Genomic DNA, 13962 nt, shown 5'->3' with positions numbered 1-13962 from the left:
AAGAATGAGAACAGTTAGAAATTTAGCCTTTACGTTCGCCACAGTAACGCTATTTGCCGCATGTGGAAATACGCAGAAACCTGCGGAAGAATCTCATGAAGGGCATAATCATGGAGCAGAAAAAAGAGAAGAGCCGAAAACTGCAATTGGTCGTGTGAGCCTGAAAGACGATAAACTAAATGCAGTTTATCCGCATTATTTAAAGCTGAGTACGGCATTGATCGCTGCTGATGTGGCGGAGGCAAAGGTCGCTGCCCAGGCAATAGAACTTGGGGTAAAGGAACTTGGAAACGGAGCTGCTTTACAGGCTTTGACTGCCAAAATCAGCAATGCTGCGGATATTGAAGTTCAGAGAACTGCTTTTGCCGCATTGAGTGCTGATTTTATTGAAAGAGTGAAAGCCTCAGGCGTTAATGCCGGTGAAATCTATGTAGAGTATTGCCCAATGGCGATGAACGATAAAGGTGCTTCCTGGTTGAGTAATGAAAAGGATATTAAAAATCCCTACTACGGGGAATCTATGTTGACTTGCGGAGAAGTGAAAGAAACGATTAAATAAGATTCCTGGTAATATTGCGGTCCTTAGGACCGCAATATTATAAAAACAAGGCTTTGTTATCCATCAGGTATTTCAGCGATTCCACAACGATTTGTCCCGGCGGTTTGGGGTTAAAACCCAATTCTGTACGGGCCTTACTGATGTCGAAATTCTGTTGTAAACCTGAGAACATGGAGAGGTCGGTGACCGATAATAAAGGGGCCTGTCCTTTAATTTTGCCATTAATTTCCATCAGCCAGGCAATCAGATACAATATGCCTTTTGGAACGGAAGCAGGCATTTTAATCCCAAGTTCGGGATATAATTCTTTAGCAATTGCAGTCACCTCCTGGATGCCCATACATTGTTCATTTGCGAGGATGTAACGCTCCCCGTTTCTTCCTTTTTGCGCGGCCTGGTAAAGTCCTTCGGCCACATCCTTAACGTCTACCCAGTTCAGGGTAATTTTGGTGTCTACCGGGATCTCTTTGTTCAGAACGAGTTTTAAGATACCATAGGAGACGCTCAATGGCGGAAAGGCAGTCTGACCGATCATGGCGGAAGGCATCACGGAAACCAATTCTATACCATGTTTTGCGGAGAGTTCAAAGGCGAGTTTTTCTCCGTCATTTTTTGAATTGTAATACCAGTTCCGGCGGTCGGGATTGTAGCCATTGCTTTCCCGGGTAGGAAGATGGGTATAGTCTAATGCGGCAATAGAACTTACATAGACGATCTTTTTGACGCCTGCTTCTTTTGCCGCTTCAATGCAAAGCCGGGTTCCGTCCATATTGACATCGTAGATATCTTTAACCGGATTTTTAGCCCATAGTTTAAAAGAAGCACCTACGGAATAAAAGGTATGGACCCCTTCAAGGGCACTTATCATAGATTTTTTATCGGTAATGTCGGCCTTTACCAGTGCTGCTTTTAATCCATTAAAAGGGAGGGTGTTGGACAGGTCACGCACAGAAGCGCGAACATTAATTCCTTTATTCAACAGGGTCCTGACCAGGTTATTTCCAAGGTGCCCGTTGGCACCGGTAACCAAAGAAAGAGGTGTATTTTCCATTTGTTTATTTTTTATCAAACAAAGGTCGGACACCTGATTTCTAATCTACCTAACCTGGGTTAGGAAATGAGCTGTCTTCTGATCCTGCTTAAACTTTCCGGCTTAATGCCGATAAAGGAGGCGATAATCTGCAGTGGCACTTGCTGGATCAGCTCCGGGGATTCATTCAGGAGTTTTAAATACCGCTGATCTGCAGAGAGGGTCAGGATATCCCTGGTCCGTTGTTCATTGTAAACGATAGACTGATCATAGATCTTGCGGCCGGCCTCTGCCCATTTAGGACTCAGCTGATATAAAAGGTCCAGGTCCTTCTTGCTGATCCGAAGGAGGGAGCATGCGGTAATACATTCTACAATTTCTGTAGACCTGGTCTCCGCCATAAAGCTGCCAAAAGAGGTGATAAAGCCGTTCGGACAATTGAGGTGACAGGTGATGGCTTCTCCATCATGATAGTAATAGACCCTGACGAAGCCGGTATTTATAAAATATAAATATTGTGGAATGGTATTTTCTTCAACCAGCAAGCTTCCCTTTTTCATTTCAATCGGATGAAAGAGCCGCTCTATCAGTGCTTTGTCTGCATTTTCCGCATTCGCATATTCGGGAAAGAGGTTTAATATTTTGTGGTATGGATCTTTCATCTGCAGTTTTGAATTGGTTGATGTGTGGTGCCCCAGGCGGAAAGACTGCGGATCACCGGTTCCAGGCTTCGGCCAAGGGGAGACAAGCTGTACATGGGTAAATGTCCGGAAGTATCATCCGAAATTTTCAGCAGGAGCTGATCTTCTTCCAGGGCTTTCAATTGTAAAGCCAGAACACGTTCTGTGATGCCCGGAATGGCGTGTTTTAGTTCGCCATACCGTAGCTCCCTTTCCATTAATTTAACGAGGATCGTGAGTTTCCACCTGCCACTGATCACAGACAAAGTAAAGGCTGCGCTGCAAAATTCATGCAGGGTCTGTTCATTCTCATAGTTGGTGGAAGTGGTCTTTCTCATTTGCTTACAATTTTGTAAGTGTCGCTTTCTGCGGTATACAGGCTGTAAATTTGGTTAAAAATATCATGACTTATGACAAATAGCAGTAAAATTAAAGGCTTGCACCATTTGGCGATCCGAGCGAAAGATTTTGACCAGACCTTAAAATTCTATACCGAAGCGCTTGATTTTTCGGTTAGTCATACCTGGTCTTTACCGGAGTTCAACATCCGGCAGGCGGCAATGCTGAAGTCATCGGATGGAAATACCTTTATCGAGATTTTTGACGGGCAGGCGAATGCACCAGGAGAAGGGCGGGCTGCCGAAGAAGGAGAGGAGGTCCGTACAGGCGCATTACTGCACCTGGCCATGAGTGTAGAAAATGCGAAGGAAGCCTATAAACGTTGCCTGGAGGCAGGGGCAATATCCTGTGTTGAACCCATGAGGCTTTCATTGGGGAACCCTCCGGTAATCGTCAATAACTCCCTGGTTTATAGCCCTAATGGTGAGGTGGTCGAATTTATAGAAGACGCTCCCTTTTAAGGATTTATATGAAGATTTCTTCATCTTTTTTATCCTGATAAGACGTACCTTTATCTCAAATCAGGTACTGGTTATCCTATAAAAATAATGAAGCGATTTAAATTCTTTGTGCCTTTCCTTCGGGAAAATGGAAAAATTATATCCAGTTATGTATTCAGTCTCTTTTTTATAGGACTGATCATTTGGTTCATTAAACAGCAACGCGGAGAAATACATCAGGTCAAACAATTGCTGGTAACTGCCCAATGGCTTTGGTTATCCATAGGGATTGCCCTGAGTGTGGTTTACGTTTTTGTCCATGGCATGATGTACCGCTCCTCATTTGCAGCGGTATCCAGTAAGATTTCCATTGCAGATGGTACTCTGCTGTATTTGAAACGTAATTTCGTCAGCGTCTTTTTACCTGCCGGAGGAGTTTCTTCTCTGGCATTTTTCAGCGGTCCTATAGAACAAAAGGGGGTCAGCAAATCTCAGATTAATTTTGCTTCTTCCATTTACGGATTTGTAGGCATCTTATCGGTACTGGTGATCGCGATTCCTGTATTTATCTACGCGATTTTGCAGGGAAGCATCGGATATGGTGAGTGGTTTGGGTTGATTGCAGCGATCTTACTCATTGCCGGAATCTATTTGCTTTACCGTTCCGTGATCCATAAAGGAAGCTTTTACCGTTTTATCGTTAAATATATTCCGGTAATTGAAGTTTATGCTGCTGAGTTCAGGAGCAATAAGATTGAGCGGAAACATTTCATCTCTACTTTTCTCTACAGCAGCCTGATTGAAGTGGTGGGGATCGTTCATATTTACATTGCCATGCTGGCGCTGAACATCCCGGCTTCCTGGATCATTGCGATTATCAGCTACATCGTGGCAGTCGTTTTTCTGATCATTTCTCCTTTTTTAAGAGGACTGGGAGCGGTGGAAGCTTCCATGACCTTTATCCTTACCCGTCTGGGCTATTCTGCACCGGAAGCGGTATCTATTACTTTTCTTTACCGTTTCATGGAGTTTTGGATTCCTATGATACTGGGGGCAATGAGTTTTCTTTTCAGGATCAATAAGCTGTTAATGCGGGTAGTTCCTGCCTTGTTTCTCCTGCTCCTTGGCGTGGTCAACGTGGTGTCTGTACTTACTCCGGCAATTCATGCAAGGTTAAGGTTTTTGAAAGATTTCATTCCTATGGAAGCCATTACAGCCTCCAATTATTTTGTTCTGGTGGCAGGGCTATTCCTGCTGGTCACGGCGGCATTTATGCTGAAAGGATTGCGGATGGCCTGGTATTTTGGTTTAGCACTTTGTCTGCTTTCCTTTATCGGACACATCACCAAGGCAATTGATTATGAAGAAGCAGGATTTTCCCTGATGGTGATCCTGATCCTCATTGGCTCCAGAAAGGAGTATTATGTGAAACACAATTCGAGATTAAGGTCTTTTGGTATCCAAACCACCTTGCTGAGCATTCTGGGAATTCTCATCTATGGAACCTTAGGCTTTTATTTTCTGGATAAAAACCATTTCGGGATTGACTTCAGCTGGTCGCAATCCATCCGTTATACGTTAGAGAATTTTGTACTGATCGGAAGTAATGACCTGGAGCCACTGGACCATTTTGCCCGGGGCTTTCTATATTCAATCAACATCAGCGGTTTCCTGTCCATCGCCTTTTTAATCTATACCCTCATCCGGCCATACATGCTGAAAAGCGATACGGAAGAAGCGGAATTTGAGCAGGCGAAGCAGTTGCTAAAGCAATATGGAAATTCGGCGGTAGACTATTTTAAGACCTATCGGGATAAGCTGATTTATACGAGTGAGACATTGGAAGGTTTCGTCGCCTATCGCATTGCAGGCAATTTTGCCGTAGTCCTGGAATGTCCGGTATGTGATCCTGCCATCAGAACGGCTTTTATCAAAGATTTTGACCGCTATTGTTTTGAAAGCGGAATGAAAAGCCTGTATTACCGTGTTCCCGAGGAAAGTCTGGAAGACTTTCTTTCTACCGGAAAGAAAAAGCTGTTCCTTGGTCAGGAAGGCGTTCTGGACCTGCCTGGCTTTTCTCTGGAAGGAGGGCGTAAAAAATCCATTCGCAATGCGCTGAAGAAAGTTTCAGATCAGGGTTTCCAGAGCCGCGTATATGAAGCACCAATTAAGGATGGTTTGCTGCAAAAGCTGAAATCTGTTTCAGATGAATGGCTGGAAGGAACAGAAAGAGAAGAAATTGTCTTTTCCCAGGGAATGTTTAGCTGGGAAGAATTGAAAGAACAGACGATCATTACGGTAGAAAATGGCGAAGAAAAGATCGTGGCATTCCTGAATGTGATTCCCGATTATGTGAAAGGTGAGAGCACTTACGACCTGATCCGAAAAACTGCTGATGCCCCGAACGGAATCATAGATTTCATTATGGTGGCCTTATTTAAGCACCTGAAGGAAGAAGGCTTTGCTGCGGTAAACCTGGGCTTTGCCCCGATGTCGGGCTTGATTGATCCTCATAATTTTCCCGAAAGGTCTATGAAATTTGCTTACGAAAAGATCCGGTCATTTTCTCATTATAAGGGAATGCGCGCCGCCAAGGATAAGTTCTCTCCGGAATGGCACAACAGGTATCTGATTTACGACCATGATTTTGATTTATTACAGGTGCCGGCGGCATTAACGAAGGTCATTAAACCCTAAAAAGATGAAACTATTTACAACAATATCCCTGTTGCTGATCCTTTTTCGTGCTCCGGCTTTTTCTAATGAAGTCATTGACCATGTTTCTTATGGGAAGTTTGGTAAAATTACGGTCTACCATCCTGAAAATACACCGACTTCGGTGGTGCTGTTTGTTTCCGGCGACGGAGGCTGGAAAGATGCAGTAGTGCTGATGGCCAAAAATATGGCTGCAGAGGGTGCACTGGTGCTTGGGATTGATGCCCGCCACTATGGTTATTATTTGTCTAAAGCCTCTGCGGCATGCCTTTATCCTGCGGCCGATTTCGAAGAATTAAGCTTATCGGTGCAGAAGAAATACAAACTGATCAATTACCACAAACCGGTGCTAATGGGTTATTCCTATGGAGCTGTGCTGATCTACGGAACCCTGGTACAGGCACCGCCGGATACGTTCAGAGGAGCAATTGCGCTGGGCTTTTCTCCGGATATCAACCTTAAAAAGCCCTTGTGCAGGGGAAATGGACTGACATTACATGTATTGAAAAAAGGGTTTTCCTATTATCTGGAAAGTACGAAAAGCCTGACTGCCCCTTTTATCGTTTTAAACGGGGAAAAAGACCTGACCTGTCCATTTGATGCCTCTGCGGCTTTCCTGAAAGGGATGCCCATGACCGAACTGATTCCCTTACCTAAAGTGGGACACGGCTTTTTAAATCAGGCAGACTGGCAGCCGGAATTGAAAACTGCCTTTCAAAAAATCCTGGCCGCGCCGACATTCAGCGAGCAAAAATCTATGGAACACAAAGCAATGGCCGACAAACAGCTTAAACCTTATACCGGAAACCTGCCTTTAATCCTGATCCCGGCTGCAAAAAAGAGCAGCCTGCCGATGGTATTTATGATTTCCGGGGATGGAGGCTGGACCGGATTTGACCAGTCGCTGGCTGAAGCTCTGGCGGCTAAAGGGCTTGCCGTACTTGGTCTGGATGCACAGAAATATTTTTGGAATGCAAAAACTCCGGAAAATAGTAGCCTGGAAATTGCTAAGGCGGTACAACATTATAAAGAGGAACTGGGAAAAGAAAGTTTTATCCTGGCAGGTTATTCTTTCGGTGCTTCCATTGTTCCCTTTGTAGCCAACCGGTTGTCAGCGGAATTGAAGGATGATCTTAAAGCAGTGATTTCTCTTTCTCCGGATGTAACGGCCGACTTCGAGATTCACCTGATCGATCTGCTTAATTTTGGCAGTTCGAAAAACAAATATGATGTGATTGCCGAAATAAAGAAAATAAAAACGGCTGACCAGGTTTCTATCTTTGGTACAGGAGAAGGGAATTCGATCAAAAACAAATTTATAAAGAACGGATTAAAGGTGCTGACGATTGCCGGAGACCACCATTTTAATAAAGATTACGCGACTATTGCCACAGCCTTTTTAAAGCAGGTTTCCGAGTAATGCCCCGGAAACCTGCTCTGCCTTTATTTCGATTCCAGTCTGTTTAGCTTTTCACAGATTTCTTCCAGTAACAAAAATTGTTTGGACTGCGTATCATAAATCGTTTTGATCTGTTCTTCCAGCAAAAGGTCCATCTTTAAATGGAGCTTTCGGATCTCCATTTCGGCTTTCAGATTGATCAGGTAGTCATTTTCTCCCCTCATCCGGTCTTTTTCTTCCTGTCTGTTCTGGCTCATCATAATAATGGGTGCCTGTAAAGCAGCAATACAGGAAAGGATAAGGTTCATCAGGATGAAAGGGTAGGGGTCAAATGCGGCTTTACCGGATGCGGAAGAATTATAAACAATCCAGAAGACCAGCACAATTAAAAACCAGATGATGAATACCCAGCTTCCACCGAAGCGGGCCACTTTATCGGAAATTTTCTGTCCTTTGCTGATCATTTCTTCCGGAGGGTTCAGCAGGTTATTTACGATCAGCTGTTCTTCTTCGATGGTGTCTTTTACAATCTGATGAAGCTTTTTCAGGTGCGCATTTTCATCAGACATGAGCTGATTGATTTCTTTGTTTTCCATTGGAATATAATTGATTTTTAGCGTTTATGAAGCGATCATGATCTTATTATCTGTTTCGTTGTATGATCGGTCAGATCATGATGGTTCCATGCATGAATGATTATTGATGTGCCTTTTGTTGTTCAGGCTGTGATTTAAAGATAGGCAATGTCAAATTCTTTCTGTAGTGCTGTTAATTTTTTTATTCCCTATTGCATTTTTCAAGTTAACTACTTAATTTTGAGGTAAGAGGGGTTAATTATAGGAACAGCAAAATTGTTGTCATAATCTTACTCTGCCATTCGCCCGGATGGTGACCTAAATTTTGGAGATTAATGTTGTCTAAACCACCGTGTAACTGATATGCGGCCTGGCCATAGCCGAGTGCGGGGTTTATTGTGGGAGGTTTTGAATCGTAGTTTATTAACCATTAAAAAACTAACGTATGAAAAAACAATGTGCATTGGAATCTGCTTTGTTCACTTTAAATCAGAATTATGGACAAGTATAGGATTAATGAATGTATGGAAAAGCTAACTTACAATCAGCATAAGCTAATTAAGCGGCTTATTCCCGAAATTATCAAGGCTTCCATCAATACTTTTCACAATTATAGGAAGCTTCAGTTGGGCGATGACAAGGATATTCCTTACGAAACAGTACGGGTTCTGGAAGTATTGTTTGACCTGGAAGTTGGCGAACTGGCAAATTTCGAGGTAGAAGGTAAATCCTGCCGGGCGCTATTTAAAGAACATCATATTGCTTTGGTCCAGCCTCAGGATCGTTATGAGGTAGAATCTTAGCTAAAACAAAAAGGTATCCCCACAAGAGGATACCTTTTTTGTTTTATTAGGAGCCGCCCTTACTCATCTCTTACGCGCTCATCCGTAATTTTTTAATTTCGTTTGATGTTGTCATCCGCTGTGTTATAGCCCTGGGGGAAGTTCTAAAGTATTCAGGATGACAGATGAGTTGGCAAATGAGGTTTGGACAGCTCCGGTATTTTTGATCCTATTTATTGGCCATTACCGCAAGGCCTAAAGTTGCATCATCTTTAGGAGCAGCTTTCAGCCCTTTAGCCCAAATGGTATAGATCTTTCCTTTTTCGATTTTTACTTTTGGCAGCGTAGCTAAGGCTGTGGCAGTTCCGTTTGCTCTGATCTCAAAATTGATCTCTGCACCTGGTTCAGCAGCGATGAAAGGACTGAACTCTTTAAAGTCTTTTTTAGCAATCAGCGCTTCTGCTTTTCCGGTGATGGCAAGGTCAAGAATTCCTGCATCAGCACTTAGGTTGATGAAACGGATCTTTGCTTTATCAGCGGCAGGAGCAGTCAGGTCATCTTCTACAAAAACAACGGTACTTGCTGTTTTGTCGGTAACAAATGCAGAATAAGCTTTGTCTTCTTTGAATTCAACCGGAAGTTTTACGAGGATATCTGCTACACCTTTTTTAGTCACACTTAATTCTTTTTTACCAGGTTTCGCGATTTTTAGATCAGTTATTGTGGTATTGTAGGCAAATGATACTGCATTTGCTTTGTCTTTGTCAACGTAAAAATCAAGCTCTGCAACACCAGCCGCGGCATGAACCAAGGTAAGCGCTGCTGGTTTTACCACCGGAGGTTTGATCACATCTTTGTCTTTTTTACATGAACTGAAAATCGAGGTTAATGTTAAGGCGCATACTAACGTTTTGGCTATCGGAGAAAAATAATTAGTCATTGTTTTCATTTTTAAGGTTTTTATAAAAATTAGTAATTGGTTAATGGCCATTAACACTTTCTCTCTTAAAACGATTTCTTCTATGAAAACGCAACAGCAGGAATGAAAATAATTTACAAAATTGAAATTATCCTGCTGGATTTATGAAAAGAAGGCATTTTGGTCGGTTTGTTTTTTCTGTTTTTTTGCTGAGATAACTGAGCATTCGGCCAATATTCGCAACTGATCATTTCCATGAAATCCACAAATTGCCGGATCAGTTCATGAGCAATGAAAATCAAATTTTCTCCGCACACAATTGCCGGTTTATAGCTAAGATTTATGAAAAAATACCACTGCATTTTTGTTGTTTTACTTTTTGTTAACAGCCTGGTTGCTCTGGCTGGAACCGCTCCGCAATTGCGGATTGAAACGAAAAACAGTTTACTTGTCTTTACCGTAGGGAGCAATGGGAAACTCTACCAAAGTTATTTCGGACAAAAACCCTCACATCCTGAAGATGTGGAACTCCTGCAGTCTACGCGACATGAGGCTTATATTGGCGCAGGAATGGGCGACCTTTTTGAACCGGCCATTCGGATGGTACATGCCGATGGAAATCCCTCGCTGGATTTGGTCTATGCCGGCCATAAGACCGAGAGAAAAGGAGATGACCTGAGCCTTACCGTGATCACACTTAAAGATCCGAAATATCCGGTAGAGGTATTGCTTCATTTCTCTGCCTATTTCAAAGACGATGTGCTGAAAACCTGGACGGAAATTAAGCACCAGGAAAAGAAAGCGGTAACCCTCAGTAACTATGCTTCTTCCATGCTTCATTTTGAGGCTTCAAAATATTGGCTCAGTCAGTTCGACGGGGATTACATGACGGAAATGAGAATGAAAGAAAGCCTGCTGACCAGCGGAATAAAAATACTGGATAGTAAACTGGGGACAAGGGCACATATGTACCGTGCTCCGGCTTTTTTCCTGTCTTTCAATAAGCCCTCGGATGAAAATACCGGGGAGCTGATCGCCGGCACGCTGGCCTGGTCAGGAAATTTTCAATGTTCTTTTGAAATTGATCAGCAGAATTCCCTGAGGATGATCAATGGGATGAATCCCTGGGCTTCTGAGTATAAATTGCCGGCCGGAAAACGCTTTGAAACCCCTGCGTTTATTTTTACCTATAGCAATAAAGGAAAAGGTCAGGCCAGTAGAAACCTGCACCGCTGGGCGAGGAAATATGAGGTTCCTGACGGAGAACAGCCGCGTTTAACCTTATTGAATAACTGGGAAGCTACCCATATGGATTTTAATCAGGATGTCCTGGTGGAACTTTTCGATGGCGCAAAACAGCTAGGGGTAGACCTGTTTTTACTGGACGATGGCTGGTTTGGCAATAAGTACCCAAGGGATGCGGATAAAACAGCCTTGGGCGATTGGCAGGTAGATCAAAAGAAGCTTCCGGCCGGATTGGGGCACCTGATTAAAGCGGCCGGAAGCAGGGACCTGAAATTCGGCATCTGGCTGGAACCGGAGATGATCAGCCCTAAAAGTGAGTTGTATGAGCAGCACCCGGATTGGATTTTGAAGCTGCCAAACCGGGAAGAATCCTATTCCAGAAATCAGCTGGTACTGGACCTGATCAATCCAAAAGTGCAGGATTTTGTTTTTAATACGGTCAATGACCTGTTGCAGCAAAATCCGGGAATAGCATTTATAAAATGGGATTGCAACCGCATGCTGACCAACACCTATTCTCCTTTTCTAAAGGAAAATCAAGGTAATCTGTTTATTGATTATACGAAAAGCCTGTATGCCATCATGGAACGTCTCAGAAAAAAGCACCCTCATCTGCCCATCATGCTTTGTGCCGGGGGAGGGGGACGTGTAGACTATGGCGGATTGAAATATTTTACGGAATTCTGGCCCAGCGACAATACCGATGGCCTGGAAAGGGTATTTATTCAATGGGGCTACCTGAACTTTTTTCCTTCACTAACGGTATCCAGCCATGTCACTTCAATGGGGAAACAATCCCTGAAGTTTCGTACAGATGTGGCGATGATGGGAAAACTGGGGTATGACATCCGGGTAAAGAACCTGAGTCCGGAAGAAATCCGGTTTAGCGTAGCAGCAGTAAAAAATTATAAAAGAATCAGTGAGGTCATCTGGTTTGGTGATTTATACCGGCTGGTTTCCCCCTATGAAGAAAGCAGAGCGGTTTTAATGTATGTGAATGAGGATAAAAATAAAGCTGTGCTGTTCAGCTACCTCCTCAATTTCAGAAGAAAAGAATACATGGGCAAAGTATTGTTGTCCGGTCTGGAACCGGACAGGAAATATAAAATCAAAGAAATCAATCTGCTGCCTGATGCGGTTTCAACACATCCGGATGAGGGGAAATCTTATACCGGTGATTACCTCATGAAAGTTGGTTTAAACCTGTCTGCGGGCAAGATTGTTCCTTTAAGCAGTGCCGTATTTGAACTGATTGCAGAATAAAAAATAAATATGAAAAAACTCATCAGCTGTTGGTTAATCACGCTTGCTTTTACGGGTATCGGAAAAGGGGCGGATGTCAGCATTGTTAAATATGGTGCAACCGGCGATGGAAACACCTTAAATACGGTCGCTATTCAAAAAGCAATCGACCAATGTCATCAGAGTGGAGGAGGTAAAGTGCTTTTTCCTGCCGGAAGATTTCTCTCCGGAACGATTGTATTAAAAGATAAGGTGACCCTTTATTTGGAAAAAGATGCCGTATTGCTGGGCAGTACAGACCTTGCAGACTACCGGAATATAGACCCTTTTACCGAAGGGTTAGGGATTGAGGTGGGCTGGGCATTACTTGTTGCTGTTGATGCACGGAACATTGGCCTCGAAGGTGCCGGAACGATTGACGGGCAGGGATCAGCGATCAAAGCAAAACACATCTTAACCGATACCCGTCCCGAGGGACAACGCTGGGGCCTGAGGCCTTTTCTCATTCGTATGGTCCGGTGTAAAGGGTTAAAGGTGAGCGGACTGACGCTAAAGTCGGCCGGGGCCTGGACTTCCCACTATTTTCAATGCAAAGAAGTTCAGATTGAAGGCATTAAGATTGAGAGTATCGGAGTAGCTCATAATGATGGAATCGGGATTGACGGTTGTCAGGAAGTCCGCATTAAGGATTGCGACATCATCAGCGGCGATGATGCATTGGTCTTTAAGACCACTTCCAGCAAAATGGCTTGCAGGAATATTGTCGTTTCCGGTTTGCGTTTAAAGAGTAACCAGGCAGGAATTAAGATTGGAACAGAATCTATGGCTCCTTTTGAAAATATCAAAATCTCCGGATGTCATATTTACGATACCAAAAACGGAGGGATAAAACTGCTCTCTGTAGATGGTGCCAGGATCAGGAATGTAGAAATCTCAGACATCAGCATGGAAAATGTGAGGACTCCGGTGTTGTTTAGGTTGGGCTCCAGGTTAAGTGTATTCAGGAAAGGGGAAAAGAAGCAGCAAACAGGTATCCTTGATCAGGTGACCATCAGGAATGTGAAGGCCATAGCTGCCGATGATGCACAGCTGATGCCGCCAACAGGGATTTTGATCACAGGTGTTCCGGGTCATGACATTACCAATTTAAAACTGGAGAATATTGAAATGACCCTTGCCGGAGGTGGAACGGCAGAAGATGCAAAACAAGTGGTTCCCGAAGCAATAGATCAATATCCGGAGATCAAGACCTTTGGTCCGAAAATCCCTGCTTATGGCTTATGGGCCAGACATGTAAAAGGACTGAAGGTCATCAACCTGAAGTTTAACCTTAAAAGTAAAGACCTTCGTCCGGCATTCGTTTATGAAGATGTGAAAGGACTGCTTACTCCATAGGAGGCATTCCGAAAGCGATCCATTCTTCTTTAGAAGGGCCATAGATTCCGGGAACAGGTAAGCCAAGCATTCGCATGATCACAGACATCTGACTGCGGTGGTGACTTTCATGGGCAATCAGAACGGAAAGTACTTTTCCTTTTTTCCATTCTTCACCATACATGTTCACAAGGTCATCAAGATTGGAATCTGTCCATTTTAACCTTACCGTGCGCATCAATAAAGTATTGTAATTGATGTAAGTTTCGATCAGCTCCGGCAGACTTGCCGGAATGGGAAGCTCATGGAGCAGATCGGTCTCAAATAAACCTGCATTTTTACCCATTTCGGTAAGCGTTTGAGTCATATGCCAGGCCAGACGCTCCAGAGAACGTACATTTTCATGAATTTTTACTGATTTTGTTTCCTCGGTAAGATTGGAAAATATTTTAACGGTACTTGACTCTTCTTCTTTACGCGTGGTCAGGAAATCTTCAATACTGCGGTACATAATTCTCAGGTTTGGTGTGATACGAAGGTGCAAAGATTTCCTCAAACACTCAAATAAGAATTGAAATCTTATGATAAATTCTGCTTTCGTCC

The 13962-nt window shown here is 43.5% G+C and carries 13 protein-coding genes; 7 read left to right on the top strand and 6 right to left on the bottom strand.

The window, feature by feature from the left end; genetic code table 11:
* Positions 1-4: 4 nt before the first annotated feature.
* Positions 5-559: a DUF3347 domain-containing protein gene (locus DBR43_RS18085; protein WP_124583315.1), complete on the top strand. Its 555-nt coding sequence runs from the start codon at positions 5-7 to the stop codon at positions 557-559.
* 37 nt (positions 560-596) lie between these two features.
* Here DBR43_RS18085 and DBR43_RS18080 read toward each other — a convergent pair whose 3' ends face one another.
* From DBR43_RS18080 to DBR43_RS18070, 3 genes are read right to left on the bottom strand one after another with little or no spacing between them, the layout of a single operon-like run.
* Positions 597-1610 (bottom strand): NAD-dependent epimerase/dehydratase family protein, encoded by a 1014-nt coding sequence (locus DBR43_RS18080; protein ID WP_124583313.1) that lies wholly within the window; start codon positions 1608-1610, stop codon positions 597-599.
* A gap of 59 nt (positions 1611-1669) precedes the next feature.
* Positions 1670-2251: a Crp/Fnr family transcriptional regulator gene (locus tag DBR43_RS18075; RefSeq protein WP_124583311.1), complete on the bottom strand. Its 582-nt coding sequence runs from the start codon at positions 2249-2251 to the stop codon at positions 1670-1672.
* A complete protein-coding gene (locus tag DBR43_RS18070; protein WP_124583309.1) occupies positions 2248-2607 on the bottom strand; it encodes a winged helix-turn-helix transcriptional regulator in 360 nt (119 codons plus the stop codon). The genes DBR43_RS18075 and DBR43_RS18070 overlap by 4 nt, the downstream gene beginning before the upstream one ends.
* Positions 2608-2679: 72 nt before the next feature.
* Here DBR43_RS18070 and DBR43_RS18065 point away from each other — a divergent pair, with 72 nt between their 5' ends.
* The 3 genes from DBR43_RS18065 to DBR43_RS18055 all read left to right on the top strand — a co-directional run bounded on the left by DBR43_RS18065 (position 2680) and on the right by DBR43_RS18055 (position 7243).
* On the top strand, positions 2680-3129 hold the full coding sequence (locus DBR43_RS18065; protein ID WP_124583307.1) for a VOC family protein: 450 nt from the start codon (positions 2680-2682) through the stop codon (positions 3127-3129).
* Positions 3130-3216: 87 nt separating this feature from the next.
* On the top strand, positions 3217-5805 hold the full coding sequence (locus tag DBR43_RS18060; protein ID WP_124583305.1) for a phosphatidylglycerol lysyltransferase domain-containing protein: 2589 nt from the start codon (positions 3217-3219) through the stop codon (positions 5803-5805).
* Between the two features lie 4 nt (positions 5806-5809).
* Positions 5810-7243, top strand: a complete 1434-nt coding sequence (locus DBR43_RS18055; RefSeq protein ID WP_124583303.1) for an AcvB/VirJ family lysyl-phosphatidylglycerol hydrolase — start codon at positions 5810-5812, stop codon at positions 7241-7243.
* Positions 7244-7266: 23 nt separating this feature from the next.
* Here DBR43_RS18055 and DBR43_RS18050 read toward each other — a convergent pair whose 3' ends face one another.
* Positions 7267-7818, bottom strand: coding sequence for a DUF1003 domain-containing protein (locus DBR43_RS18050; protein ID WP_124583301.1), 552 nt, complete (start codon positions 7816-7818; stop codon positions 7267-7269).
* 476 nt (positions 7819-8294) lie between these two features.
* Between DBR43_RS18050 and DBR43_RS18045 the strand changes: the two genes are divergently transcribed.
* Positions 8295-8600 carry a hypothetical protein gene (locus DBR43_RS18045; protein ID WP_124583299.1) on the top strand — a complete coding sequence of 102 codons (306 nt, stop codon included), beginning with the start codon at positions 8295-8297 and terminating at the stop codon, positions 8598-8600.
* A 208-nt stretch (positions 8601-8808) separates the two neighbouring features.
* On the opposite strand, the gene DBR43_RS18040 is transcribed toward DBR43_RS18045, so the two are convergent.
* Positions 8809-9528 carry a DUF4397 domain-containing protein gene (locus DBR43_RS18040; protein WP_158622538.1) on the bottom strand — a complete coding sequence of 240 codons (720 nt, stop codon included), beginning with the start codon at positions 9526-9528 and terminating at the stop codon, positions 8809-8811.
* Between the two features lie 312 nt (positions 9529-9840).
* Between DBR43_RS18040 and DBR43_RS18035 the strand changes: the two genes are divergently transcribed.
* Both DBR43_RS18035 and DBR43_RS18030 read left to right on the top strand, forming a co-directional pair.
* A complete protein-coding gene (locus tag DBR43_RS18035; protein WP_124583295.1) occupies positions 9841-12006 on the top strand; it encodes an alpha-galactosidase in 2166 nt (721 codons plus the stop codon).
* A 9-nt stretch (positions 12007-12015) separates the two neighbouring features.
* Positions 12016-13380: a glycoside hydrolase family 28 protein gene (locus DBR43_RS18030; protein WP_124583293.1), complete on the top strand. Its 1365-nt coding sequence runs from the start codon at positions 12016-12018 to the stop codon at positions 13378-13380.
* Here the strand turns inward: DBR43_RS18030 and DBR43_RS18025 are convergent.
* The gene (locus DBR43_RS18025) at positions 13370-13870 is read right to left on the bottom strand and encodes a DinB family protein (RefSeq protein ID WP_124583291.1); all 501 of its coding nucleotides are present in this window, start codon (positions 13868-13870) and stop codon (positions 13370-13372) included. The two genes, DBR43_RS18030 and DBR43_RS18025, sit on opposite strands and share 11 nt — an antisense overlap.
* Positions 13871-13962 lie beyond the last annotated feature (92 nt).

It is taken from the genome of Pedobacter sp. KBW06, assembly GCF_003852525.1.
GTDB lineage: Bacteria > Bacteroidota > Bacteroidia > Sphingobacteriales > Sphingobacteriaceae > Pedobacter.
This window is presented reverse-complemented; position numbering and strand designations above follow the sequence as displayed.